This window comes from Leclercia sp. M50 (genome assembly GCF_037150775.1).
Lineage (GTDB): Bacteria > Pseudomonadota > Gammaproteobacteria > Enterobacterales > Enterobacteriaceae > Enterobacter.
In genome coordinates this window covers 39,984-66,312 of the sequence record NZ_JBBCPK010000012.1, presented here as the reverse complement: position 1 = coordinate 66,312, position 26,329 = coordinate 39,984, and the positions used below count along the sequence as shown (strand labels likewise).

The window sequence follows — 26,329 nt, the reverse complement described above, 5'->3', positions numbered from 1 at the left end:
GCCGCCAGCGTTCAATCTGAGCCATGATCAAACTCTTCAATTTAAGTTTGATGCTCGTGAATTAAACTTCGTAATGAATTACGTGTTCACTCAGAGACTTGGTATTCATTTATTGTCCGAAGACATTAAGAATCCATGTCACTTTGAGTGCCCACACAGATTGTCTGATAAATTGTTAAAGAGCAGTGCAACGCGGCTTTCGCTCACCGTTGCGAGGTCCCGTATATTACGTTTTCCTCATTCAGAGTCAAGCGATTATTTCGCGCTTTTCTCTGCCGGGTATTCATCGCTGAACCCCGCTGACCCGGCGGCTTGCGTGCCGTTGTTCCGTGTCAGTGGAGGCGCATTATAGGGAGTTCTCCGGCGCTGACAAGAGCTAATTTAAAAAAACTTTTCAACTGTCTTTTTTTTGCGCAAAAACGTGCTACACCGCTAGTTTTTCGAGCGTTTCGAAGCCATAACGATGTAAAACGGGTAAAAGTTGCTCAGTCTCAGCGGTCAATGCCATGCAATAAGCGATATTTGCGTCGGCAGATTTTGCATCTGGCGCTTCATGTTCAAGTAGCCACGCTGTGCGACGGGCAATCGCTGCCCCTGAATCCACCAGCCGGGTACCTTCCGGAAGTACGGCCAACAGCTCTTCCTGTAGCAAAGGGAAATGCGTGCAACCCAGCACCACCGTATCCGGCGGCTCCGCCATCCGCAGCCATGGACGCAGAATACGGCGCAGCTCTTCCAGCGAGACCGCTTTGCCGTGCAGTTTGGCTTCCGCCATCTCAACCAGCTCGGCAGAACCTAACATCGCAATCTGGCATTCATTTGCAAAGCGTTCGATCAGTTCGCGGGTATAAGGCCGCTTAACCGTACCGCGGGTAGCCAGGAGCCCCACCACGCCATTTGCCGTCAGGCGCGCAGCAGGTTTGATCGCCGGCACCACGCCCACAACCGGGAACGGGAACTTTTCGCGTAGTGCCGGGAGGGAGACCGTACTGGCGGTGTTGCAGGCAATCACCGCCAGTGCGAGGGGATACTGCTGTTGCACGGCGGTAACGATCTCAACGACGCGTTCAACAATAAACGCTTCGCTCTTTTCCCCGTAGGGGAAAGCCACGTTATCGAAGGCATAGATGTAATGAAGATCCGGCAGAAGTTGCCGAATCTCATCATAGACTGAAAGCCCACCGACACCGGAGTCAAACACCAGTACGGTGGGACGTGGGTCAGAAGGTGTAGCTGCCAGACAAGGTGTATTCCCGTCCTGCAGTTTCGTAGCCATAAACTGTCTCGTAGTCTTTATCGAACAGGTTGGCTATTTTACCACGAACTGTAAGGTGAGAGGTGACAGGATATGAAACAGCGAGATCCCACAAACTTACCCCACCCATTTTCACTCGCTCTGAGGTGAACGTATCAGGATCGTACGCCACGTCATAACGGGTGCCCAGGTAACGGTAGGCCAGATTCCAGTCGAGATCCCACACCTGCGTATCCAGCTGATACTTCACCTGCTGCTTCGAACGGCGGGCAAGCACTTCGTTCGTTTTGGCATTGCGCGGATCCACGTAGTCATAAGAAATCTGATGACCTACCGGACCAGTATCGAACTGCGCCGTGGCTTCAATACCTTTGATACGTGCTTTATCAACGTTGTAATAGCGGAATGTCCGCGGATCGCTGCTAATCAGGTTGTCGATATCGTTACGATAACCCGATACACGCCAGGTCACCGGGCCGGTCAGCCCCTCGAAACCGCCTTCCCACTGCTTGCTCTCTTCCGGTTTCAGATCCGGGTTGCCGTAGCTCGCACTGTGGATTTGGCTCATGGTCGGTGCTTTATAGGCGGTGCCGTAGGACGCGATGATGCGATAACCGTCAATGAACTCCCATCCGGCGCTGGTCTGCCAGGTGTTATGGTTACCAAAGTTAGAGTTGTCATCATTACGCGCGGCCGCTTCCAGGGTCACGCTATCGAACTGCTGCAGGGCGGACAGGAATACCCCAGTGTTGCGCTGCTCATAGCCTTTATCCAGATAACCCGTTCCCGCCTGGGTTTTTTGCTTCTGCCAGTCCAGACCGGCGCCGATATTGCCGTGCCCCACCGTGACGGTGTTCATCCACTGGGCGGTGTATTGCTTAACGTCATCCATGGTAGCAGAGGAAGCATAGCGGCCTTTGCTCGGATCGTAGTTCTGGTCTTTACTGCGACCGTAACCGGTCACCAGCTGTGTCTGGTAGATCCCCTGGTTATAGCGCAGGCCGGTGTCCCAGTTCTGGCTGTAAAGCTGACGGGTATCAGGCAGGCCATCGACCATAAAGTTGTTGTCATAATGCTCATAGCCGTCATACGCCGTACGGTTGTCATAGCCGAGGCCACGCACGAAACCGCTCAGGCTGTCAGTGAATTGCTGCTCAACCGAGCCAAACAGCGACTTACTCATAAAACCGTCACGGTCGGGCTGGCGTGGCGCATCCGCCGCATCAATATCAAAGCCGCGGGTATAGGTATAGTTACCGCCCAGGGTAATTTTGGTTTTATCCAGCACCTGCTGGAAGGAACCATCATAGGATTGATAGCCTTTCGAGCCGACGCTGGCGGTGATTTCCGCCCCTGGCGTGTCCCGACCCGTAATGATGTTAATCACGCCGCCAATCGCATCTGAACCATACAGGGCCGAACGCGGGCCACGGATGTATTCAACACGCTGAATAAGCGAAACGGGGATTTGGCTGAGATCCGGTGAATTACTGATCCCGGCGTTATTCAGTGGAATGCCATCAATCAGCACCAGCACATGGCGGGATTCCGTCCCGCGAATAAAAGTAGAAGAGGTGGCACCTATTCCACCGCTTTGGGCGATATCAACGCCCGGTAAGCGCGACATCACTTCAACGACGCTTTTAGCCTGCCAACGCTCGATATCTTCCCGGGTAACGACAGAACTCGGAGCCAGAACGGTATTTGCAGGTTGTGCAACACGGTTTGCCGTCACCACCAACGAGTCTGCGCCATCCTGCGCCCAGCCCGAAAATGCCGTGACGGAAAGCGCCGTCAACAGCGATACTTTTTTAATCATTGTAAAAGCATCCACAATATAAGAAGGATGCCGCAGGCCTCATCGATAGCACGCGATGATGAAACCAAATGCGACGTGATCCCGGCAGGTCTTCGGGCTAGGTGGCGTTTAGTGGATGTAGACTTCCCATTTTCACAGTGTCTGTTAACTCATCCCGCCAGTCTTTACCGCTGCGCGTCAGCTCCAGATTTGCACTGGATTCCCTTTTCACTCATAAGAGACCGGAAACATAATGCTACATTTAGACACGTATAGATGTCCAGACTGCCGTTGACCATTAAGGCTGGACATCCCCTGTACAATCCCTACAATCCCCGCGTAATTCATCATCAACAGGAAGCATCATGACTCCAGAACACCTCCCGACAGAACAGTACGACGCGCAACTGGCAGAGAAAGTCGTCCGTCTGCAAAGTATGATGACGCCTTTTGCTGCGCCTGCGCCTGAGGTGTTCCGCTCCCCGGTTAGCCACTATCGTATGCGTGCCGAATTCCGCATCTGGCACGACGGCGACGACCTGTACCACATCATTTTCGATCAGCAGACCAAAAGCCGGATCCGCGTGGACAGTTTCCCGGCGGCCAGCGAGCTGATTAACCAGTTGATGACGCTGATGATGGATGGCGTGCGCAATAATCAGCTGCTGCGCCATAAGCTCTTCCAGATTGACTACCTGACCACCCAAAGCAATCAGGCCATCGTCTCGCTGCTGTACCATAAGGCGTTGAACGACGAGTGGCGCCAGGCCGCAGAAGCCCTGCGTGATGCGCTGCGCGCGCAGAACATCAATGTGCATCTGATTGGCCGTGCGACCAAAACCAAAATCGCGCTGGATCAGGACTATATAGACGAGCGCCTGCCGGTGGCGGGGAAAGAGATGATCTACCGCCAGGTGGAGAACAGCTTTACGCAGCCGAACGCTGCCATGAACGTGCAGATGCTGGAGTGGGCGCTGAACGCTACCGAGGGCGCAACCGGCGATCTGCTGGAGCTGTACTGCGGTAACGGCAACTTCTCGCTGGCGCTGGCGCGTAACTTCGACCGCGTACTGGCCACCGAAATCGCCAAGCCGTCGGTCGCCGCCGCGCAATACAACATTGCAGCGAACCATATTGATAATGTGCAGATCATTCGCATGTCGGCGGAAGAGTTTACTCAGGCGATGAAGGGCGTAAGGGACTTTAATCGTCTGCAGGGGATCGATCTGAAGAGCTACCAGTGTGAGACCATTTTCGTCGACCCGCCACGTAGTGGGCTGGACAGCGAAACGGAGAAGATGGTGCAGGCGTACCCGCGTATTTTGTATATCTCCTGTAATCCGGAGACCTTGTGTCAGAACCTGGAAACATTAAGCCAGACGCACAAGGTTGAACGTCTGGCTCTGTTCGATCAGTTCCCGTACACGCACCATATGGAGTGCGGAGTGTTACTGACAGCTAAAAACGCGTAGGCCGGATAAACGAAGCGCCATCCGGCGCTTTTTGGCAGGTGGCGCTGCGCTTACCTGCCCTACAGAACAGCAAGATGATTACTCTGGCAGCTGCTGCTTACGGTTACGCATTTTAATGCCAATCCAGAACACCAGCGCCACTGACAGCACAGCCGGCAGGAAGTTAGAGCCAATGTCCGGATACTCTGCGCGCACCACGGTGCTATACAGCAGGACGCCCAGCACAAAGAACGCCGCCGACAATGCCGGTAACCCCACCGGCATGGTGCGATTCTGATAACGCTGATGCAGACAGTACACCGTCAGCACCAGAGAGATCATCGGGAAAACCGAGAACGGTACAATAGAGCTAAAAAGCGCTGCGAACGTACCGTTAATGGATAAGCCAGCGATCAATGCCAGCAATAATGTTCCTTTATCCTGTCCTGTCTGTTTCATTACTCACCTTTCACTCATCGGATTGATGCGCCAGTTTTTCTTGTTCACGGCGATACCAGTAATAAGCCCCTTTAGAGATCATCCGCAGTTGCAATACCAGTCGCTCTTCGAGTTGCTTGCGTTGTTCAACGCTCACATCCAGTGCTTCGGCGCCCGCACTGAAGACTATTGTTACCATCGCCTCGGCCTGCGCCTCAGTGAAGGCGCGCGGCATATGGTTTTCGAGTTCAAGATAGTCGGCAAGTTCCGCAATAAAATGCTGAATCTCGCGGGCCACGGCGGCACGAAACGCGGCCGAGGTGCCTGAGCGTTCCCGTAACAATAAACGAAACGCGTTGGGATTATTGCCGATAAACTCCATAAAAGTGGAAACAGAGGTGCGGATCACGCTGCCTCCTTTGGCGATACGCTGACGCGCCTGGCGCATCAGCTGGCGCAGCATTAGCCCGCTCTCATCCACCATGGTCAGACCCAGTTCATCCACGTCACGGAAATGACGATAGAAAGAGGTAGGCGCAATCCCGGCTTCGCGTGCGACCTCGCGCAGGCTCAGACTGGCAAAACTTCGCTCAGCACTCAGTTGACTGAATGCAGCCTCTACCAGCGAACGCCGGGTTTTCTCTTTTTGTTGTGCTCTTACGCCCATCACGATAGTTGAATCCTTCCAAAGGCCCGCAGGCACTATACCAGAGAATAAAATTAATCGGATTACCTGGCTTACAGAATGAAGGTTTACATGTTGTTTGTGCTCCACCGCGCGAAAAGAGCACAACGATAATTGGGTTATCCTGTCAATGATGTTACTATTCTGTTGCTTTTATGTATAAGAACAGGTAAGCCTTACCATGTCACATTCCTACGATTACGACGCAATTGTTATTGGTTCCGGCCCCGGCGGCGAAGGCGCTGCTATGGGACTGGTTAAACAGGGAGCCAGAGTAGCGGTTATTGAGCGCTACCATAACGTTGGCGGCGGTTGTACCCACTGGGGTACCATCCCTTCCAAAGCCCTCCGCCACGCCGTCAGCCGCATTATTGAATTTAATCAGAACCCTCTTTACAGCGATCACTCCCGTCTTCTTCGTTCCTCCTTTGCCGATATTCTGAATCACGCGGATAACGTGATTAATCAGCAGACGCGCATGCGCCAGGGTTTTTATGAGCGCAACCACTGCGAAATTCTGCAGGGCAGCGCGCATTTTGTGGATGAACATACGCTGGCGCTGGAGTGCCATGACGGTTCTGTTGAAACCATCACCGCAGAGAAATTTGTGATCGCCTGCGGCTCACGCCCGTATCGCCCGGCTGATGTCGATTTCTCTCACCCGCGCGTGTACGACAGCGACTCCATTCTGAGCCTGCACCATGAGCCGCGCCACGTACTCATCTACGGCGCCGGGGTGATCGGCTGTGAATATGCCTCTATCTTCCGCGGTATGAACGTGAAGGTCGACCTGATTAACACCCGCGATCGTCTGCTGGCCTTCCTCGATCAGGAGATGTCTGACTCGCTCTCGTATCACTTCTGGAACAGCGGCGTGGTGATTCGTCACAACGAAGAGTACGAGAAGATTGAAGGCTGTGATGATGGCGTCATCATGCACCTGAAATCGGGTAAAAAGCTGAAAGCCGACTGCCTGCTGTATGCCAATGGCCGTACGGGTAACACCGATTCGCTGGCGCTGGAAAACATCGGTATGACCACCGACAGCCGCGGGCAGATCAAGGTGAACAGCATGTACCAGACCGCCCTGCCACATATCTATGCCGTCGGGGATGTGATTGGTTATCCAAGCCTGGCGTCAGCGGCGTATGACCAGGGGCGCATTGCGGCTCAGGCGCTGGTGAAAGGCGAAGCGACAGCACACCTGATCGAAGATATCCCGACGGGCATTTACACCATTCCGGAGATCAGTTCTGTAGGGAAAACCGAGCAGCAGCTGACGGCCATGAAGGTACCTTACGAAGTGGGTCGTGCCCAGTTTAAACATCTGGCGCGGGCGCAAATCGTGGGAATGAGCGTCGGTACGCTGAAGATTTTGTTCCATCGCGAGACGAAAGAGATCCTCGGCATTCACTGCTTCGGTGAACGTGCGGCGGAAATCATCCATATCGGCCAGGCGATCATGGAGCAAAAAGGTGGCGGTAACACCATCGAATACTTTGTTAATACCACCTTTAACTACCCGACCATGGCGGAAGCCTATCGGGTAGCGGCGCTGAACGGCTTAAACCGCCTGTTTTAAGGTGCTGTCGAAATGGCCATCCATTGCACCACGGATGGCCTCCGCCAGCTGCTCATAGCGGCTGCGCAGCGGTGAACCCGGACGATAAACCAGGCCAATGGTACGCCGCGGCTCCGGCTTGATGCATGGCAGATAGACCACGCCATCACGCTTATGTTCGCGCGGCACGGCCAGCGCAGGCAGCAGCGTAATACCGCTTCCTGCCGCCACCATGTTACGCAGCGTTTCCAGGCTGGTTGCGCGGAAGTGGGTATCTTCATCGGCACCGGCTTCAAAACAGAAGCCCATCGCCTGATCGCGCAGACAGTGACCATCTTCCAGCATCAGCAGCTTTTCACCGGCCAGATCGGCCATCGGCACGCGATCGCGGCTCGCCCATGGATGATCTTCATAGATCGCCAGCATCATCGGCTCATCAAACAGCGGCACTTCGATAAAGGCTTCGCTCTCTTTGACCAGCGCCAGAATGGCGCAGTCGAGCTTACCGCTATCTAACTGCGCCAGCAGCTGATGGGTTTGCGCTTCATGCAGGTACATTTCGAGTTTAGGGAACGTCTGATGCAGCATAGGAATAATATGCGGCAGCAGGTATGGGCCAACGGTTGGGATCAGGCCAATATGCAGCGGGCCGGACATTGTCTCCCCCTGCTGGCTTGCCATTTCCTTGAGCACTTTGACCTCGCGCAACACGGTGCGCGCCTGATCCACCAGCAGAAGGCCTGCCTGGGTGAACAGCACTTTACGACTGGTGCGCTCCAGCAGCATCACGCCAAGCTCGTCTTCCAGCTTACGAATCTGACCGCTAAGGGTAGGCTGGCTGACGTGGCAGGAGTCTGCCGCGCGGCGAAAATGGCGGTGTTCGGCTAACGCCACCAGGTATTCAAGATCACGAATATTCATTATTCATCCTCCGTCGCCACGATAGTTCATGGCGATAGATAGCATAGCAACGAACGATTATCCCTATCAAGCATTCTGTTGAATAATGCATCACAGAGACGAGGCGGCACCGATTACCCTTGAAGTCCTGTCCCGTCTTACGAGTTTCTCTCAAAACTCGCACAACTAAAGCCAACGTGAACTTTTGCGGACCCCGTGGTCCGCTTTTTTTTGCGTAAAAAAGCCCAACACAGGGTTAGGCTTTGGTTTGTAGGTCGGATAAGGCGAAGCCGCCATCCGATATATCAGGCATCACACCAGACGGGTTTTCGCATCCGCAATGGCCTGCGCCACCTGCTTCGGCGACACGCCGCCTTTTGCGGCACGCTTGTCCAGACAAGACTGCAACGCCAGGATCGGGTAGACATCGTCGCCAATCACGTTACTGAATTTTTGCAGATCGGCAAGCGGGAGATCTTCCAGCGCTTTGCCCTGACGAATCGCTTCCACGACCGCTTCACCGACAATATGGTGCGCTTCACGGAACGGAACGCCTTTCGCCACAAGATAGTCCGCCAGCTCGGTGGAGTTGGCATAGCCCTGCTGGGCCGCTTCCTGGCAGCGCGGGCGTTTCACCTGAATGCCGTCCAGCACCAGGGCCGCCATATGCAGACAGTCCAGCCAGGTGTCGAGCGCGTCGAACAGCCCTTCTTTGTCTTCCTGCATATCTTTGTTGTAGGCCAGCGGCAGACCTTTCAGGGTCATCATCATCCCGGTCAGCGCCCCCTGCACACGGCCACACTTACCGCGGATCAGCTCCAGCGCATCCGGGTTTTTCTTCTGCGGCATGAGGGAAGAGCCGGAGGTCACGCGATCAGACAGCTCAACAAATCCGGCTTCACCGGAGTTGAAGAAGATCAGATCTTCGGCGAAGCGCGACAGATGGACCATGCCGATAGAGGCGTTGGAGAGCAGCTCCAGCACGTGGTCACGGTCGGATACACTGTCCAGGCTGTTACGGGTCGCAGAGGCAAAGCCCAGCCAGCCCGCCAGCTGTTCGCGGTCGATTTCATAGGCGGTGCCGGCCAGCGCGCCGCTGCCCAGCGGGCTCACGTCCAGACGCTTTAAGGTGTCCTGCAGACGGCTTTCATCGCGCGCCAGCATCTCGACATAGGCCAACGACCAGTGAGCAAAGGTGACAGGCTGCGCACGCTGCAGGTGGGTATACCCCGGCATCACCGCATCCTGGTTATTCTGCGCGGTCTCCACCAGCGCGCTCTGCAACTGACGGTTAGCCGCCAGCAGTTCCGCCACGGTCTCTTTACACCACAGCTTCAGATCGGTTGCGACCTGGTCGTTACGGCTACGGCCAGTGTGCAACTTTTTACCCAACTGGCCGACTTTGTCGATCAGTTTGCCTTCCACCCAGCTGTGAATATCTTCGGCATCGCTTTCAAGGATTTGCTGCGGGTTAAGACGCACCTCTTCCAGCAGATTGTTCAGCGCCTCTTCCAGCTGCAGCTGTTCGTCTGCGGTCAGCACGCCAACGGTGACCAGCGCTTTGGACCAGGCCACAGAGCCGACGATATCCTGTTCGGCCAGGCGGTAGTCGAAGCGCAAAGAGTCGTTGAACTGTTTGAACCGTTGATCCGCTGCCTGTGTAAAACGCCCACCCCAAAGTGCCATAACATCGTTCCTTTATTCGTTAGTTCTGCCGGGTGGCGCTGCGCTTACCCGGCCTACGGTCATTCATTAAAAACTTACGCTAGAATACGCGTACCAATCGGCGTGCCGTTAAACAGCGCCGGAAGCTGCTCCGCGTGACGCCAGGAGGCGATATCCACCGGACGGCCCAACGTGCGCGCCGCATCCAGCGCGGCGTTCACTTTGACAATCATGCCGTCAGTAATAATGCCCTGATCAATCAGCTGCTCGGCTTTTGCCGCGGTCATCTCCGCAATGCGCTGGCCTTTGCCGTCCAGAATGCCGCTCACGTCGGAGAGCAGGATCAGGTCTGCGCCCAGCGTTGCCGCCAGGGCGGTTGCCGCCTGGTCAGCGTTGACGTTCATCAGTTGCCCCTCTTCGGTCACACCGATAGAGCTGACGACAGGCAGGAAACCGCCTTCCAGCAGCGTATTGATCAGTTTTGGCGAACCCGGCTGGGCCAGGCCAACGTGGCCAAGCTCTTCATCGAGCTGGGTCACCTTAACGCTGTCGCCATCGCCCAGGTAGAGACCGACAGAGGCGATATGGTGTTTCTTCGCCCAAGCCAGCAGGGTTTTGTTTGCCGTACCCGCCAGCGCACCGGTAATGATGTCGATCTGATCGGCAGGCGTCACGCGCAGGCCGTTCTTCTTTTTCACCGGCAGGTTCAGGCCTTTCATTAACTCATCGACCACACAGCCGCCGCCGTGAACAATCACCAGCGGGCGTTGATGTGACTCGCGATAGTTGACCAGCGCGGTAAACAGACGCTCCAGCGCTTCTTCGCTGTCCAGCAGTACACCACCAAGCTTGATAATTAATGGGTTCATCATCACACCTTAAATAAGAGACTGCGTTTCAGCATAGCCAAAACGAATATTTGCGCACTGCATTGCCTGGGCGGCAGCGCCTTTCAGTAAGTTATCTTCTGCGGCCACCACAATCAGGTGCTCGCCCTGCACGGCAAAACCGATGTCGCAGAACGGCAGGCCGACCACATTTTTCAGCGCGGGCACGCCTTTGTCATAGAGACGCACCAGCGGTTTATCCGCATACGCCAGGGTAAAGGCCCCGCTCACCTGCTCTTTGGTCACGCCAGGCTTCAGGCGGCAGGTGATAGTTTCGAGGATCCCACGCGGGAAACTGCCCAGGTGCGGCGTGAAAATCACCTCCGCGCCCAGATGGGTAGTAATTTCCGGGTGGTGGCGGTGGTTAAACACGCCATACGGCTGCAGGCTCACTTCACAGAAGCTGTTGGAGATAGCCGCTTTGCGTCCTGCCCCGCTCACGCCGCTGGTGGCGTTGATCACTGGCCACTGGTTCAGATCCAGCAGACCCGCGTCGATCAACGGCTTCAGGGAGAGCTGCGCCGCCGTCGGGTAGCAACCCGGTACGGCAATCAGGTTCGCTTCTTTCAGTTTATCTGCGCTCCACTCCGCCAGACCGTAGACTGCCTGTTCAAGCAGGTCCGGGTGTTGATGGGTGAAACCGTAGTATTTTTCATAGAACGCGGCGTCGTTCACGCGGAACGCACCGGAGAGATCGAACACCACGCAACCCGCTGCCAGGAACTGCGGCGCCAGGTCGTGGCTGACTTCGTGAGCGGTGGCTAAAAAGACCACATCCACGCCGTCGGTAAATTCGCTGATATCCGACATTGGCTGCAATGGCAGATCGACAATCCCTTTAAGCTGCGGATGTAAATCGGAAATTAACTTTCCTGCATCATTGCTTTGCGCTGAGACAGTCAAAGCGGTTATGGTCATATGAGGATGGCGATTCACGTAGCTTACAAGCTCTGCGCCCGCATAACCGCTAGCGCCTACAATCAGCGTATTCAACATCGGGTTCCTTTATGCTCAACGTTAATGTATTTTTATTCACATTTATTGCATGAATATTGATACTATCACGACCTAAGGTGTGTCAACAATGAAAATGAATTTACCGCCATTTATCGAGATCTACCGCGCCCTGATTGCCACGCCGTCCATCAGCGCAACGGAAGAAGCGCTGGATCAGAGTAATGAGACTTTAATCAATCTGCTGGCAGGCTGGTTCAGCGATCTCGGGTTTAAGGTGGAGGTTCAGCCGGTGCCGGGAACCCGTAACAAATTTAACCTGCTCGCCAGTACTGGCCAGGGTTCGGGCGGCCTGCTGCTGGCAGGGCATACCGACACCGTGCCGTTTGATGACGGACGCTGGACGCGCGATCCCTTCACCCTGACCGAGCACGACAACAAGCTCTACGGGCTGGGCACTGCTGACATGAAAGGCTTCTTCGCCTTTATCCTCGACGCGCTGCGTGACGTCGACGTGACAAAACTGAAAAAGCCGCTCTATATTCTGGCTACCGCCGACGAAGAGACCAGCATGACCGGGGCACGCTACTTCTCGGAAAACACGGCGATTCGCCCGGATTGCGCCATCATCGGCGAGCCGACATCCCTGCAACCGATTCGCGCGCATAAAGGCCATATCTCTACGGCGGTGCGCGTGCTGGGCCAGTCCGGCCACTCCAGCGATCCGGCGCGCGGCGTTAACGCTATTGAACTGATGCACGACGCCATTGGCCGCATCATGATGCTGCGCGACGACCTGAAGGAGCGGTATCACTACGATGCCTTCACGGTCCCTTACCCGACGCTGAACCTCGGCAGCCTGCACGGTGGTGATGCCTCTAACCGTATCTGCGCCTGCTGTGAACTGCATATGGATATTCGCCCGCTGCCGGGCATGACCCTGAGCGACCTCGACGGCTTGCTGAACGAAGCGTTGGCCCCGGTGAGCGAGCGCTGGCCGGGTCGCCTGACGGTCTCTGAGCTGCATCCGCCAATCCCGGGTTACGAGTGCCCGCCGGACCATCAGTTGGTGCAAGTGGTGGAAAAACTGCTCGGCGAGAAAACCGACGTGGTGAACTACTGCACCGAAGCGCCGTTTATTCAGACCCTCTGCCCGACCCTGGTGCTTGGCCCAGGCTCTATTAACCAGGCCCACCAGCCGGATGAGTACCTGGAAACCCGCTTTATCAAGCCAACCCGCGAACTGATCGCTCAGGTTGTGCATCACTTCTGCTGGCATTAATGACTGTTCCCCTCTTTCGCGAGAGGGGAAAAATCGCATGATCTTCGTCACATTCTCATAAGCATCTCTTATCTGACGCAAAGCGAATTAAATTTCGTAAATTGCCCCTATTTATTCGTTTGCTGAACCGTTTTCGCAGCAATTGACGACGGGGGTTTTACGTGGCTTTATAAAGGGAGATGACAAAATAATGTCCGCGAGATGGCTTTACGGGCATAAACAAAAATGATGGGGTGACTGGGTTTTTATGAACGAACAATATTCCGCGTTGCGTAGTAATGTCAGTATGCTCGGCAAGGTGCTGGGAGATACCATCAAGGATGCGTTGGGCGAGAACATTCTCGATCGCGTTGAAACAATCCGTAAGCTGTCCAAATCTTCCCGCGCGGGTAACGAAGCCAATCGTCAGGAGCTGCTCACCACGCTGCAGAACCTCTCCAACGACGAACTGCTCCCTGTTGCCCGAGCCTTCAGCCAGTTCCTGAACCTGGCAAACACCGCCGAGCAGTACCACAGCATTTCGCCGAATGGCGAAGGGGCCAGCAACCCGGAAGTGATTGCCCGCACGCTCAGAAAACTCAAGGACCAACCCGATCTTAACGAAGCCACCATCAAAAAGGCCGTCGAGTCCCTGTCGCTGGAGCTGGTGCTCACCGCCCACCCGACCGAGATCACCCGTCGTACCCTGATCCACAAAATGGTGGAAGTGAATAACTGCCTGAAGCAGCTGGATAACAAAGAGATCGCTGATTACGAACGTAACCAGCTGATGCGCCGTCTGCGCCAGCTGATTGCCCAGTCCTGGCATACCGATGAAATTCGTAAGCACCGCCCAAGCCCGGTTGACGAAGCCAAATGGGGCTTTGCGGTGGTGGAAAACAGCCTGTGGGAAGGGGTGCCAAACTACCTGCGCGAGCTGAACGAGCAGCTGGAAGAGAACCTCGGCTACCGCCTGCCGGTGGATTTTGTGCCGGTACGCTTCACCTCCTGGATGGGCGGCGACCGCGACGGCAACCCGAATGTGACTGCCGACATCACCCGCCACGTACTGCTGCTGAGCCGCTGGAAAGCCACCGACCTGTTCCTGAAAGATATTCAGGTGCTTATCTCTGAGCTGTCGATGGTTGAAGCCACGCCGGAACTGCGCGAGCTGGCCGGCGAAGAGGGTGCCAGCGAGCCGTACCGTTATCTGATGAAAAAACTGCGCGGCCAGTTGCTGGCAACGCAGGCCTGGCTGGAAGCCCGCCTGAAAGGCCAGCGTCTGCCGAAGCCGGAAGGACTGCTGAGCCAGAACGAGCAGCTCTGGGATCCGCTGTATGCCTGCTATAAATCGCTGCAGGCCTGCGGTATGGGCATTATCGCCAACGGCGAACTGCTCGACACCCTGCGCCGCGTGAAGTGTTTTGGTGTGCCGCTGGTACGTATCGACGTGCGTCAGGAGAGCACCCGTCACACCGAAGCGCTGGGCGAGCTGACCCGCTACCTTGGCATTGGCGACTATGAAAGCTGGTCTGAAGCTGACAAACAGGCCTTCCTGATCCGCGAGCTGAACTCCAAACGTCCGCTGCTGCCGCGCAACTGGGAGCCAAGCAACGAAACCCGCGAAGTGCTCAACACCTGCAAAGCGATCGTTGATGCGCCGAAAGGATCGGTGGCCGCCTATGTGATCTCCATGGCGAAGACCCCATCCGACGTGCTGGGTGTTCATCTGCTGCTGAAAGAGGCGGGCATCGACTATGCGCTGCCGGTGGCACCGCTGTTCGAAACCCTTGATGACCTGAACAACGCTAACGACGTGATGACCCAGCTGCTGAATATCGACTGGTATCGCGGCTTTATTCAGGGCAAACAGATGGTGATGATTGGCTATTCCGACTCCGCAAAAGACGCGGGCGTAATGGCAGCATCCTGGGCGCAGTATCAGGCGCAGGACGCACTGATCAAGACCTGCAAGAAAGCCGGTATTGAACTGACCCTGTTCCACGGTCGCGGCGGCTCTATCGGTCGTGGCGGTGCGCCAGCGCATGCGGCGCTGCTTTCCCAGCCGCCGGGCAGCCTGAAAGGCGGTCTGCGTGTGACCGAACAGGGCGAGATGATCCGCTTCAAGTACGGCCTGCCGGAAGTGACCATCAGCAGCCTGTCGCTCTACACCAGCGCCATTCTGGAAGCCAACCTGCTGCCGCCGCCGGAGCCGAAAGAAGCCTGGTGCCATATTATGGACGAGCTGTCAGATATCTCCTGCGATCTGTACCGCGGCTACGTGCGTGAAAACAAAGATTTCGTGCCTTACTTCCGCTCGGCTACACCGGAGCAGGAGCTGGGTAAACTGCCGCTCGGCTCCCGTCCGGCCAAGCGTCGCCCGACCGGTGGCGTAGAGTCCCTGCGTGCCATCCCCTGGATCTTCGCGTGGACGCAAAACCGCCTGATGCTCCCGGCCTGGCTGGGTGCCGGTGCCGCGCTGCAAAAGGTGGTGGACGATGGCAAGCAGAGCGAACTGGAGACCATGTGCCGCGACTGGCCGTTCTTCTCTACCCGTCTGGGCATGCTGGAGATGGTCTTCTCCAAAGTCGACCTGTGGCTGGCGGAATACTACGACCAGCGCCTGGTGAAACCGGAGCTGTGGAAGTTGGGTAAAGAGTTGCGCGAACTGCTGGAAGGCGACATCAAAGTGGTGCTGGCTATCGCCAACGATTCCCACCTGATGGCCGATCTGCCGTGGATTGCGGAGTCTATCCAGCTGCGTAACATCTACACCGACCCGCTGAACGTTCTGCAGGCAGAGCTGCTGTACCGTTCACGTAAAGCGGAAGAAGAGGGTCAGGAGCCAGATCCGCGCGTGGAACAAGCGCTGATGGTCACCATCGCGGGCGTTGCGGCGGGGATGCGTAACACCGGCTAAGCGTAAACCTGATGTAATCAGGCCACACTATGTGTGGCCTTTTTTTATGCTTACAGGTAAGGTTTTGGCTTTGTTGCAACGGGAGAAGGTAAATTATGCAGCCAGATATCAGTCACATACTGGCAGAATTAATTGGTAGCCCTGTGCGGCTGGGTCATGTTCATTTTGCCAGCTCACCTTCTCCGGCCCCTGCCCTTGCATTACAGGTTGATTTCCCACGCCTTGAAATTATCCTGGAGGGCGTCGTTGAGGAGAGCGCCGCACCGGCGTTACAGCAGTACGACATCCTGTATATACCCGCGGGCGGATGGAATTTCCCTCACTGGCAACAGCCTGCGACAACCTTGAGTATCCTCTTCGGCAAACAGCAGCTCGGTTTTAGCGTCCTGCAATGGGATGGCGTCATGCACCGCAATCTGGCTAAACAACATGTTGCCCGGCGCGGGCCACGTATAGGATCTTTTCTGCTGCAAACGCTGCACGAAATGCAGATGCAGCCGCAGGAGCAGCAGACCGCGCGCCTGGTCGTCGCCAGTCTGCTGAGTCATTGTAACGACCTGCTTGGCAGCCAGATCCAGACGGCATCGCGCAGCCAGGCGCTGTTCGACGCTATTCGCAGCCACATCGATGATAATTACGCTTCGCCGCTTACCCGGGAATCCGTAGCCCAGGCGTTTTATATCTCACCCAACTACCTGTCGCATCTTTTTCAAAAAACCGGTGCGGTGGGCTTTAATGAATACCTGACGCATATCCGTCTTGAACACGCACGTCAGTTACTTAAGGGCTATGATCTGAAAGTGAAAGAGGTGGCGCACGCCTGCGGATTTGTCGACAGCAACTATTTTTGTCGGCTGTTTCGTAAGAACACGGAACGTTCCCCGTCAGAGTATCGTCGCCAGTATCATAGCCAGCTGACCGGTAAGGCCGTTAAGTCAGATTAACCTGCGTGTGCTGAGGGGCGGTTAACAACTTCCGCACGGCGCTCATTACCTTGTGCGGCTCGCGCAGAAAGGCGTTGATACCACATTTCACATAACGACAATATTCAAAGCGTTCGCTACCCGCCAGTTCAATATCGGTGATTAACAGTACCAGATCGGCACGATGGATATCCTCTTCTGTCAGCTCGTTTTCAATCCCTAACGCCCCCTGGGTTTCGATACGGACAGCCCAGTTCTCTTGCTGACAAAGTTTTTCCAGACGCTCGGCGGCCATGTAGGTGTGCGCCACGCCGCTCACGCAGGCTGTTACCGCCACCAGTTGTCTTCCCGTCATGACTGACATTGTTAACCTCCCACGGTTACCTGAAAACCTGCACGTTCTGCCAGCAGGCGTATGGCGGCAATCTCATTCGCATCCGGCGCGGCCACATCACGCATTAACCATGTTTGCCCTAGCAGACGGTATTTTGGTTCGCCATATTGATGAAAAGGCAGTAAATGCAGCTGCCGTATCCCTGAGGGTATCAGAAATTCCAGCACGCGCGTGATGTTGGCCGAGTCCAGTGTGTAGCCCGGAATAAGCGGAACCCGGGGGATGACATTGACCCCTTCTGCCGCCAGGCTGCGCAAGTTCTGTAACACACGGGGCAAATTCATATTCACGATAGCCCGCGCCTGCTCTGGTTCCATGATCTTCAGGTCGAACAGCACTTCATCGCACTGTTGCGCCAGCGGCAGCAAACGCGACAACGGCGCATCACCCGCCGTCTCGATTGCGGTATGCACGCCATAACGGCGCAAACGTTGCAAAAACTCTGTGGCGAAAGGCGCCTGCATCAGTACTTCTCCGCCAGACAGCGTGACGCCGCCGCCGGAAGCGCGAAAGAAAACATCGTCTTTCATCACCTCCTGTTCCAGCTCGTCGAGCGTCACATCCCGGCCGATCCGCTCAAACGCCCCCGAAGGGCACTCATCGGCATCGCGTAAACAGGGCGCGCAATGCAGGCATTTGCTCTCCCGGCGTACGGTTTCGATTTTTGGCGACATCGATTCAGGGTTGGCGCACCACGGACAGGTATGCGGGCACCCTTTAAAGAAGACCACGGTACGAATACCGCGCCCGTCATTCAGGGAGTAACGCTGGATATTGAAGATGCGCGCCATAGGGGCGCGCGTCTCAATGACCTCACAGTTGATGCGCGGTGCGGCGGATAATGTCATCCTGGATCTCCTTCGACAACTCGACAAAGAAGGCGCTGTATCCGGCAACCCTGACCACCAACCCGGCAAAATCCTGTGGGCGCAACTGGGCTTCACGCAGCGTATCTCCATTCACCACGTTGAACTGAACGTGCTGCAATTTGAGCTGGGTAAACGCGCGCAGGAAATCGGCCAGCTTTTGCAGCCCGGCATCGCCTTCAAGCGTCGCCGGAGTAAATTTCACGTTGAGCAAAGTGCCATTGGAGAGCAGATAATTATCCAGCTTACTGACGGATTTCAGCACCGCCGTAGGCCCCTGCATATCCTGACCGAGCATCGGTGAGAGACCGCCATCCGCGAGCTGCTCCCCTGCCAGCCGACCATCTGGCGTAGCTCCCACTACGGCACCTAGCGGGACGTGCGCCGACACCGTATAAGAGCCCGGCGTGAATTGCCCACCTCTTGGATTGCGATATTTTTCGACCTCTTTGCAATAATGGCGCAGCAGTTCCGCACTAATATTGTCAACGTCGTCGATATCATTGCCATATTTATCGAAGCGGTTGATCAGACGCGCCCGGATTTTTTCTCCTTCCGGAGTGGCAAAATTGGCTTTCAATAGTGCCAGTAGCTCATCAAAACTTAAGCGCTGCTGCTCAAACACCATCCCTTTTAATGCATGTAGCGAGTCGCTCAGGTTGGCGATCCCAATGCCCTGCACACCAGAGAAGTTATAGCGGGCGCCGCCGTCGGTGATCTCTTTTCCGTTGTCCAGGCAATCGCTGATAAAGGAGGAGAGCAGCGGCACTGGCGCCCAGTCCCGATGCCCGATATCGCAGATATTGCTCCCTTCAACCATCAGGGCAATGTAATGGTTTATTTTGTGGCGAATATCGTCGAGCAATCCTTCATAGGTCAACCCGGCATTACCTTCGTTCTCCTGCATGGCGATTTCCATGACTTTCAGCAGGTTAAACATGGCGATATCGTGTAGACCGTAAGTTTTGCCCGGTATAGAAAGCTCAACGCAGCCAACGACGGCGTAATCCCGGGCATCTTCCAGCGACACGCCACGATTAAGGAATGCGGGCACCACCACTTCATCGTTAAAAATCTGTGGGATGCCGGTACCGAGGCGGATAGTCTCTGCCGTTTTCAGCAGGAAGGGCCTGTCGATCAGCTCGTTGACGCGTACGCCAAGATTGGGTTGCGGTAGCTGAACGCTCTGGTAGGCGTCCAGACAGAGGAATGACAATGCGTTCACCGCGCTGCGGCCATTTTCGGTCAGGCCGCCTAACAGCGCGGTATAACCGGTCGGAAACCCGGCGAAATAGCGGGCGCTACTGGTGGAGCGTAGCAGCACCACGTCATTACATTTTACCCAGAGCGATTCCAGCAGCTCTTTGAGGAACGCGGCGGCTTCGCCCTGGGTGAGCGAAGCCTGGTAGAACGGCAGCATATATTGGTCGAAGCGACCAATGGAGAGCGAACTGGCGTTCGATTCATACTGCAAAATAATGTTCATATACCAGAACAGCTGACACGCCTGCCAGAAGGTCTGCGGCTTATGCTGCGCGTTATGCCGCGAGATCTCAGCGATGGTCAGTAGCTCCTGACGACGCGCGGCATCCGGGCAGTTTGCCGCCATCTGATCCGCCAGCAACGCATAACGCAAAATGTGGCGTTGGGAGGCTTCAAGCAGCAGCAGAGCGGCCTGGTAGAAGATGTTTTGTGGATCTTGCGCGCAGTGCGCGCGCATCTGGGCCACTAAGGCACCCAACCCGTTATTCAACAAGCGCGGATAGTCGATGATAATATGGCCCTGGCCTTTATCCGTCTGGTTAATACTGAATATTTGGGTGCCAACGGCGGCTTTTACCTCATCCGTCATCTGGCTGTTGATGAAGTCTTTCATCGAACGTTTTTCCCAGTAGGGATAAAGTTGTTCGCGATAGGTTTGCTTATCCTGCTCGCTGATTTCAAAACGGTCCTGAGGGCGGGTGGGGAATTGATCCAGCTCTTTCAGCAGCCAGTAGGGATCCATTTCCGGAGACATAATCCCGGCGCGCGGTTTCACCGTGCGGTTACCGGCAATCAACTCCTCATCACGAATCGCAATTTCTACGTGGTCAAGAATATACGCCGTCGCTTTCGCCCGGCGTATCATTACCGGTTCACCTTCCGTTTGTTGATGACTGGCGGTGTAAAGCACTGCGCGTTCGAGGGAAATTTCTCGTGGGTGAGCAAATAGCGCGTCTTTCAGGCGTTGGATACGGTTCGTCATGAGGACACTCCGGTAGAGGAAAACACTCCCGCCCCTCAGGGCGGGTGGAGATCAGGCAGTTTGCGCCAGATGCGCATCAATTTTGTTCATGATCGCTTCGGCGCGTTTTACCGCGTCGCTGATGTTGACGCGCACGATGGTTTTTCCAGTGAAGCGCTCTTCAAATTTGATGCCGATGTCTTTGGTCAGAATGACCATATCCGCCGCGGCGATCTCTTCGGCTGTAAGCTCATTCTCCAGACCAATCGAGCCCTGCGTTTCGACTTTGACTTCCCAGCCTTTCGCTTTCGCCGCGCTTTCAAGCGCTTCCGCAGCCATGTAGGTATGCGCTACGCCAGATGGACATGCGGTTACTGCAACAATTCGGGTCATGCTCTCTTCCTCACTCAGTTAATTTCAAAATCCAGATCCAGGTCGTCATCTTTTTGCGCAACCTGAGTCGTGTTCTTACGCGCCAGACTCTTCAGCACATTGACGCTCACTGCCGTTACCACCGCACCGACCACAATCGCAGCGATATAGCCCAGCTTGCCTTCCACGACGGGCAGCACAATCAGGCCGCCCCATCCGGCGTAACACTGCGCTCCAAGCATTGCCGCGGTCACGGCGCCACAGACGGAGCCCAGCATGATCGAGGGGATAACCCGCAGGGGATCGGCGGCGGCAAAAGGAATCGCCCCTTCGGTGACGCCAACACAGCCCATCACCAGAGCCGCTTTCCCGGCTTCACGCTCTTCGCCGCTGAAATTTTTACGGTTAATCAGCGTTGCCAGGCCCAGCCCCAGCGGCGGCACACAGATGCCAACCGCGGCAATCGCCACGACGGTATAAACCCCCTGAGCCACACAAATCAGCATGAAGGCATAGGCAACTTTGTTGATGGGCCCACCCATATCGAAGGCCAGCATCAGCCCCATGATCACGGCCAGTACGACGATGCTTCCCTGCTGCATACCTTGCAGCCACTGGGTTAAGCCAGTTGTGAGCGCGCCAACAGGTTCACCCAACCCCCACATCATGATGCCTGCAGTAATAAAGGTGCCGATGATGGGGATGATGAAGATGGGCATGACGGAGCGCAGAACTTTCGCTACGGGCAGCTTTTTCAGGTAATAGACGACGATACCGCCCAGGATCCCGGCGATGATCGCCCCGAAGAACCCGGCGCCGAAGCTGTTGCCAACCCAGGCCGCAATGGCGCAGGGCGCCAACGCCGCACGCTCAGCAATGGAATAACCGATGTAGGCGGCCAGGAATGGCACCATCAGCGTGAGTCCGGCAACACCAATATCAAACAGTTTTTTCAGATTGGGATCGGTCGCGGCATCCGGCACCGCGCCCTTGCCGTAGAGCATTACGGATATCGCCAGCAAGATACCGCCCGCCACGACAAAGGGGATCATATGCGATACCCCTGTCATAAGATGCTGTCGCGTGTTTTTAAGAATCTGCACCAGTTCTTTCATAGGTCGCTCCCGGGCTATGTTTGGCCCAAATCCATAACGATGTTGTGGCAAACAATAGGCAATCCGGCGGGGTACAGACAGTGGATAAAAACGCCATTTACTGGATTTTTGTAATATAGAAAGAAAAATGCGATCCGCCTCTTAATTTCTTCTCCTTCTGACTCGCGCCAGATAAAAGGCGTGTTGTGAACAAAGTCTCACTTCCAGCGAGACATTACATTTGTCCAGTTTTTGGCAGAAATGTCACATAGCGCGCATCCTCACCACACTCGTATGCTGATTGCCATGTATGACTCGTGATTTCAGGAGTGGTTATGGCTCTGGTGGTGGAATTTACCTGTGATTTGCCTAATGGCGTTCATGCGCGGCCGGCAAGTCATGTTGAAACGCTGTGTAATTCATTTACGTCACAGATTGTGTGGCACAACCTGCGTAGCGGCCGGAAAGGCAGTGCGAAAAGCGCGCTGGCGCTGATTGGCACCGACACGCTGGCAGGGGATGCTTGCCGTCTGCTTATTACTGGCGCGGATGAACAGGATGCGCATCAGCAACTTGAAAGGTGGTTTAAAGAAGAGTTTCCTCACTGCGATGCTCCGCTGGCTGCCGCCATCAATACCGAACTTTCCCCGCTCCCTGAATCCTTAACGCGCCTTAATCCCACGTTGTTTCGCGCGCTGGCGGTTTGCAGCGGTAGCGCCCAGGGGGTCTTAACGCTCCTGACCTCCCTTGATCTCAATGCGTTAACCGATTTACCCACTGCCGGAACCCAGGAAGAGGAACAGTCGGCGCTGGATAATGGCCTGAAGCTGCTGGTTAAAAACATTGAGCTGCGCATGCTGGATAACGACAGTACGGCCAGCGCCATTCTGGAGGCGCATCGCTCGCTGGCCACGGACGCCTCGCTGCGCCAGCAGCTTCTGGCAGGCATTAATGAAGGGTTAAGCTGCGCGCAGGCCGTGGTTAAGACCGCCAGCCATTTTTGCGCAGAGTTTGCCCGCTCCAGCAGCAGTTATCTTCAGGAGCGCGTGCTGGATGTACGCGATGTTTGCTATCAGCTGTTGCAGCACATCTACGGCGAGCAGCGCTTCCCGGTGCCGGGCCAGCTGACGCAACCGAGTATTTGCCTGGCTGACGATCTTACTCCCGGCCAGTTTCTCGAGCTTGATAAAACGCTGCTGAAAGGGTTGCTGTTAAAAAGCGGCGGCACCACGTCGCACACCGTTATTCTTGCACGTTCCTTTAATATTCCGACGCTGGTGGGGGTTGATAGCGAAAGCCTGCTCCAGTGGCGCAACCAGCCGGTATTTATTGACGGCAATGCCGGCGCGGTGGTGGTGAACGCCAGCGAAGCTGTGGCGCGTTATTACCAGCAGGAAGCGTATGTTCAGCAAGCCCTGCGTCAGCAGCAGAGCGTCTGGCTGAACCAGGAGGCGCGAAGCGCGGATGGCCTGCGTATTGAGGTGGCTGCCAACATCGCGCATGCGCTGGAAGCCCAGACAGCCTTTGGCAACGGCGCAGAAGCGGTCGGTCTGTTCCGCACTGAAATGCTCTATATGGACCGCGCCAGCGCGCCGTGTGAAAACGAGCTTTACAACATTTTTTGCCAGTCGCTGGAGAGCGCAGGTGGGCGCAGCATCATCGTGCGCACGATGGATATCGGTGGCGATAAACCAGTGGAGTACCTGAACATCCCGGCGGAGAACAACCCATTCCTGGGCTATCGCGCGGTACGTATTTACGAAGAGTACGCCGCGCTCTTCACGACTCAACTGCGGGCGATCCTCCGCGCATCAGCCCACGGCAGGCTGAAGATCATGATCCCGATGATCTCCTCAATGGAAGAGATCCTGTGGGTCAAAGAGAAGCTCGCTGAAGCAAAACAGCAGCTGCGCAGCGAACAGATCCCCTTTGATGAAAAAATCCCGCTCGGCATCATGCTGGAGGTGCCGTCCGTGATGTTCATCATCGATCAGTGCTGCGAAGAGATTGATTTCTTTAGTATCGGCAGCAACGACCTGACGCAATATCTGCTGGCGGTGGACCGCGATAACGCCAAAGTCACCCGTCACTACAACAGCCTGAATCCTGCGTTTTTGCGCGCGCTGGATTATGCCGTGCAGGCAGTCCACCGCCAGGGAAAATGGATTGGCCTGTGCGGCGAGTTGGGCGCCAAAGGCTCAGTCTTGCCACTGCTGGTCGGCCTGGGGCTGGATGAAATTAGCATGGGTTCACCCGCGATCCCGGCAACCAAAGCGCGTCTCGCTCAGCTGGACAGCCGCGCCTGCCGTCAGTTGCTTAATCAGGCAATGAATTGTCGCACCTCGCTGGAAGTTGAACATCTGCTGGCGCAGTTCCGTATGAATCAACAGGACACGCCGCTGGTGACCCCGGGCTGTATTTCGCTGGATAACGACTGGCGCAGCAAAGAAGAGGTGCTGAAAGGCATGACGGATAATCTGCTTCTCGCCGGTCGCTGTCGCTATCCGCGCAAGCTGGAGGCCGATCTCTGGGCGCGTGAAGCCGTGTTCTCTACGGGCCTCGGCTTTAGCTTCGCCATCCCTCACAGCAAATCTGAACATATTGAACAGTCGACCATCAGCGTCGCCCGGCTACCTGCCCCGGTTAAGTGGGGCGATGAAGAGGCGCAGTTCATTATTATGCTCACGCTCAATAAACATGCCGCAGGTGACCAGCATATGCGCATCTTCTCGCGCCTGGCGCGCCGGATTATGCATGCTGATTTCCGCAACGCGCTGGTCAACGCCAGCTCCGAAGAGGCTATTGCCACCCTGCTGCAACATGAATTAGAACTGTAAAACGAGGAAGAGTCATGGAACTGTATCTGGATACCGCCAACGTGGCGGACGTTGAACGCCTCGCCCGCATCTTCCCCATTGCTGGCGTCACCACCAATCCGAGCATTATTGCCGCCAGCGGTGAGCCGCTCTGGGAAGTCCTGCCGCGCCTGCAGAACGTCATCGGCCCGCAGGGCATCCTGTTCGCCCAGACAATGAGCCGCGACGCCGAAGGGATGGTTGCCGAAGCCAGACGCCTGCGTAAAGCGATCCCCACTATCGTGGTCAAAATTCCGGTTACCGCTGAAGGACTGGCCGCGATTAAAGTCCTTAAAAAAGAGGGTATTACTACGCTCGGCACCGCAGTTTACAGCGCCTCACAAGGTTTGCTGGCGGCGTTAGCCGGGGCGAAATACATCGCGCCCTACGTCAATCGCGTGGATGCCCAGGGGGGCGACGGGATCCGCACGGTACAGGAGCTGCAAAGCTTGCTGGAAATGCATGCGCCAGAGAGCAGCGTGCTGGCCGCCAGCTTCAAAACGCCACGTCAGGCGCTGGATTGCCTGCTCGCCGGTTGTGAAGCGATCACCCTGCCGACTGATGTAGCGCAACAAATGCTCAATACGCCAGCGGTAGAGTCAGCCATAGACAAGTTTGAGCAGGACTGGAAAAACGCGTTTGGTAGCCTCAACCTGTAAAGGAGACATAGGATGGATCGTATTATTCAATCACCTGGCAAATACATTCAGGGTGCAGATGTGCTCTCACGCCTCGGCGACTACCTGAAACCGCTGGCGGCGCGCTGGCTGGTGGTGGGCGATAAATTTGTGCTGGGCTTTGCGGAAGAGACGCTGCGCCAGAGCTTTAAACAGGCGGAACTGTACGTAGAAATCGCGCCATTTGGCGGCGAATGTTCGCAGAACGAGATCGACCGGCTGCGCAAGCTGGCGAAAAGCGCCGATTGCCAGGCAATCATCGGCATCGGCGGCGGTAAAACACTGGATACCGCTAAAGCACTGGCGCATTTCATGGATGTCCCGGTCGCCATCGCCCCGACCATTGCCTCTACCGATGCACCCTGCAGCGCGCTTTCTGTTATCTACACCGACAGCGGGGAGTTTGACCGCTACCTGATGCTGCCGCATAACCCGAACATCGTGATTGTGGATACCAAAGTGGTGGCAGGGGCGCCTGCACGTCTGCTGGCCGCCGGCATCGGCGACGCGCTGGCAACCTGGTTTGAAGCCCGGGCCTGCTCACGCAGCGGCGCCACCACCATGGCGGGAGGTAAATGCACCCAGGCCGCGCTGGCGCTGGCCGAACTGTGCTACAACACCCTGATTGAAGAGGGTGAAAAAGCGATGCTGGCGGCAGAGCAGCATGTGGTGACTCCTGCCCTTGAGCGGGTCATTGAAGCCAACACCTATCTGAGCGGCGTCGGTTTTGAAAGCGGTGGCCTGGCAGCGGCCCACGCCATTCATAACGGCCTGACCGCCATTCCGGACGCCCATCATTACTATCACGGCGAGAAAGTGGCGTTTGGCACGCTGACCCAGCTGGTGCTGGAGAATGCCCCGGTTGAAGAGATTGAAACCGTCGCGGCACTCTGCCACAGCGTAGGGTTGCCCATCACGCTGGCGCAGCTGGATATTACCGAAGATATCCCCGCCAAAATGCGCCTGGTGGCGACAGCAGCCTGTGCGAAAGATGAAACCATCCATAACATGCCGGGCGGGACAACGGCGGATCAGGTGTATGCCGCCTTGCTGGTGGCCGACCAGTACGGCCAGCGTTTTATGCAGGAATGGGAGTAGCCATCTTGCCCGGCGGCGCTGCGCTTGCACGGGCCTACAAATACGTAGGCC

Annotated in this window: 22 protein-coding genes and 1 riboswitch; of the genes, 9 read left to right on the top strand and 13 right to left on the bottom strand. The window is 56.0% G+C overall.

All coding sequences use genetic code 11. The annotated features are described in order from the left end of the window. A partial coding sequence (locus tag WFM46_RS04960) for a hypothetical protein (protein WP_336997174.1) occupies nt 1-352 on the top strand: 352 nt, incomplete at its 5' end. A gap of 72 nt (nt 353-424) precedes the next feature. On the opposite strand, the gene murI is transcribed toward WFM46_RS04960, so the two are convergent. Continuing rightward, nucleotides 425-1,276 carry a glutamate racemase gene (gene murI, locus WFM46_RS04955; protein WP_103177477.1) on the bottom strand — a complete coding sequence of 284 codons (852 nt, stop codon included), beginning with the start codon at nt 1,274-1,276 and terminating at the stop codon, nt 425-427. Continuing rightward, complete coding sequence (gene btuB, locus WFM46_RS04950) at nt 1,221-3,074, bottom strand: TonB-dependent vitamin B12 receptor BtuB (protein WP_103177478.1); 1,854 nt, start codon at nt 3,072-3,074, stop codon at nt 1,221-1,223. The genes murI and btuB overlap by 56 nt, the downstream gene beginning before the upstream one ends. Nucleotides 3,075-3,140: 66 nt before the next feature. After that, nucleotides 3,141-3,315, bottom strand: a riboswitch (cobalamin riboswitch). A 103-nt stretch (nt 3,316-3,418) separates the two neighbouring features. On the opposite strand from btuB, the gene trmA reads away from it, so the two are divergent. After that, the gene (gene trmA / locus WFM46_RS04945) at nt 3,419-4,525 is read left to right on the top strand and encodes a tRNA (uridine(54)-C5)-methyltransferase TrmA (protein WP_336997173.1); all 1,107 of its coding nucleotides are present in this window, start codon (nt 3,419-3,421) and stop codon (nt 4,523-4,525) included. 78 nt (nt 4,526-4,603) lie between these two features. Here trmA and WFM46_RS04940 read toward each other — a convergent pair whose 3' ends face one another. Both WFM46_RS04940 and fabR read right to left on the bottom strand, forming a co-directional pair. Beyond that, nucleotides 4,604-4,963 carry a YijD family membrane protein gene (locus tag WFM46_RS04940; protein ID WP_103177480.1) on the bottom strand — a complete coding sequence of 120 codons (360 nt, stop codon included), beginning with the start codon at nt 4,961-4,963 and terminating at the stop codon, nt 4,604-4,606. A 10-nt stretch (nt 4,964-4,973) separates the two neighbouring features. Continuing rightward, nucleotides 4,974-5,612 carry an HTH-type transcriptional repressor FabR gene (gene fabR / locus WFM46_RS04935; protein WP_032615233.1) on the bottom strand — a complete coding sequence of 213 codons (639 nt, stop codon included), beginning with the start codon at nt 5,610-5,612 and terminating at the stop codon, nt 4,974-4,976. A gap of 196 nt (nt 5,613-5,808) precedes the next feature. Here fabR and sthA point away from each other — a divergent pair, with 196 nt between their 5' ends. Continuing rightward, the gene (sthA, locus tag WFM46_RS04930) at nt 5,809-7,209 is read left to right on the top strand and encodes a Si-specific NAD(P)(+) transhydrogenase (RefSeq protein WP_336997172.1); all 1,401 of its coding nucleotides are present in this window, start codon (nt 5,809-5,811) and stop codon (nt 7,207-7,209) included. Here sthA and oxyR read toward each other — a convergent pair. From oxyR to argC, 4 genes are all read right to left on the bottom strand, one after another. Beyond that, nucleotides 7,192-8,109, bottom strand: coding sequence for a DNA-binding transcriptional regulator OxyR (gene oxyR, locus WFM46_RS04925; protein ID WP_103177482.1), 918 nt, complete (start codon nt 8,107-8,109; stop codon nt 7,192-7,194). The genes sthA and oxyR overlap by 18 nt on opposite strands. A 291-nt stretch (nt 8,110-8,400) precedes the next feature. Next, a complete protein-coding gene (gene argH, locus WFM46_RS04920) occupies nt 8,401-9,774 on the bottom strand; it encodes an argininosuccinate lyase (protein WP_103177483.1) in 1,374 nt (457 codons plus the stop codon). A 74-nt stretch (nt 9,775-9,848) separates the two neighbouring features. After that, nucleotides 9,849-10,625 carry an acetylglutamate kinase gene (gene argB, locus WFM46_RS04915; RefSeq protein ID WP_103177484.1) on the bottom strand — a complete coding sequence of 259 codons (777 nt, stop codon included), beginning with the start codon at nt 10,623-10,625 and terminating at the stop codon, nt 9,849-9,851. Between the two features lie 6 nt (nt 10,626-10,631). After that, nucleotides 10,632-11,636: an N-acetyl-gamma-glutamyl-phosphate reductase gene (argC, locus tag WFM46_RS04910; RefSeq protein ID WP_336997171.1), complete on the bottom strand. Its 1,005-nt coding sequence runs from the start codon at nt 11,634-11,636 to the stop codon at nt 10,632-10,634. Nucleotides 11,637-11,724: 88 nt separating this feature from the next. On the opposite strand from argC, the gene argE reads away from it, so the two are divergent. From argE to WFM46_RS04895, 3 genes are all read left to right on the top strand, one after another. After that, a complete protein-coding gene (gene argE / locus WFM46_RS04905; protein WP_336997170.1) occupies nt 11,725-12,876 on the top strand; it encodes an acetylornithine deacetylase in 1,152 nt (383 codons plus the stop codon). A gap of 247 nt (nt 12,877-13,123) precedes the next feature. Then, nucleotides 13,124-15,775 carry a phosphoenolpyruvate carboxylase gene (gene ppc / locus WFM46_RS04900; RefSeq protein ID WP_336997169.1) on the top strand — a complete coding sequence of 884 codons (2,652 nt, stop codon included), beginning with the start codon at nt 13,124-13,126 and terminating at the stop codon, nt 15,773-15,775. Nucleotides 15,776-15,870: 95 nt separating this feature from the next. After that, on the top strand, nt 15,871-16,719 hold the full coding sequence (locus tag WFM46_RS04895; protein ID WP_159340313.1) for a helix-turn-helix transcriptional regulator: 849 nt from the start codon (nt 15,871-15,873) through the stop codon (nt 16,717-16,719). On the opposite strand, the gene WFM46_RS04890 is transcribed toward WFM46_RS04895, so the two are convergent. From WFM46_RS04890 to WFM46_RS04870, 5 genes are read right to left on the bottom strand one after another with little or no spacing between them, the layout of a single operon-like run. After that, nucleotides 16,706-17,053 carry a PTS fructose-like transporter subunit IIB gene (locus WFM46_RS04890; protein WP_442913445.1) on the bottom strand — a complete coding sequence of 116 codons (348 nt, stop codon included), beginning with the start codon at nt 17,051-17,053 and terminating at the stop codon, nt 16,706-16,708. The two genes, WFM46_RS04895 and WFM46_RS04890, sit on opposite strands and share 14 nt — an antisense overlap. A gap of 11 nt (nt 17,054-17,064) precedes the next feature. Then, the gene (locus tag WFM46_RS04885; protein ID WP_336997167.1) at nt 17,065-17,940 is read right to left on the bottom strand and encodes a [formate-C-acetyltransferase]-activating enzyme; all 876 of its coding nucleotides are present in this window, start codon (nt 17,938-17,940) and stop codon (nt 17,065-17,067) included. Then, nucleotides 17,906-20,203, bottom strand: a complete 2,298-nt coding sequence (locus WFM46_RS04880; protein ID WP_336997166.1) for a formate C-acetyltransferase — start codon at nt 20,201-20,203, stop codon at nt 17,906-17,908. Before WFM46_RS04880 ends, WFM46_RS04885 begins: the two co-directional genes overlap by 35 nt. A gap of 51 nt (nt 20,204-20,254) precedes the next feature. After that, nucleotides 20,255-20,575, bottom strand: coding sequence for a PTS fructose-like transporter subunit IIB (locus tag WFM46_RS04875; RefSeq protein ID WP_103177492.1), 321 nt, complete (start codon nt 20,573-20,575; stop codon nt 20,255-20,257). Nucleotides 20,576-20,589: 14 nt separating this feature from the next. Next, on the bottom strand, nt 20,590-21,669 hold the full coding sequence (locus tag WFM46_RS04870) for a PTS fructose transporter subunit EIIC (protein ID WP_180210093.1): 1,080 nt from the start codon (nt 21,667-21,669) through the stop codon (nt 20,590-20,592). Between the two features lie 314 nt (nt 21,670-21,983). Here WFM46_RS04870 and ptsP point away from each other — a divergent pair, with 314 nt between their 5' ends. The 3 genes from ptsP to gldA are packed head-to-tail and all read left to right on the top strand — an operon-like array spanning nt 21,984 to nt 26,278. Beyond that, on the top strand, nt 21,984-24,485 hold the full coding sequence (ptsP, locus tag WFM46_RS04865; protein WP_336997165.1) for a phosphoenolpyruvate--protein phosphotransferase: 2,502 nt from the start codon (nt 21,984-21,986) through the stop codon (nt 24,483-24,485). Between the two features lie 14 nt (nt 24,486-24,499). Further along, a complete protein-coding gene (gene fsa / locus WFM46_RS04860) occupies nt 24,500-25,162 on the top strand; it encodes a fructose-6-phosphate aldolase (RefSeq protein WP_336997164.1) in 663 nt (220 codons plus the stop codon). Between the two features lie 12 nt (nt 25,163-25,174). Next, nucleotides 25,175-26,278, top strand: a complete 1,104-nt coding sequence (gene gldA, locus WFM46_RS04855; RefSeq protein WP_336997163.1) for a bifunctional L-1,2-propanediol dehydrogenase/glycerol dehydrogenase — start codon at nt 25,175-25,177, stop codon at nt 26,276-26,278. The last annotated feature ends 51 nt before the right edge of the window (nt 26,279-26,329 follow it).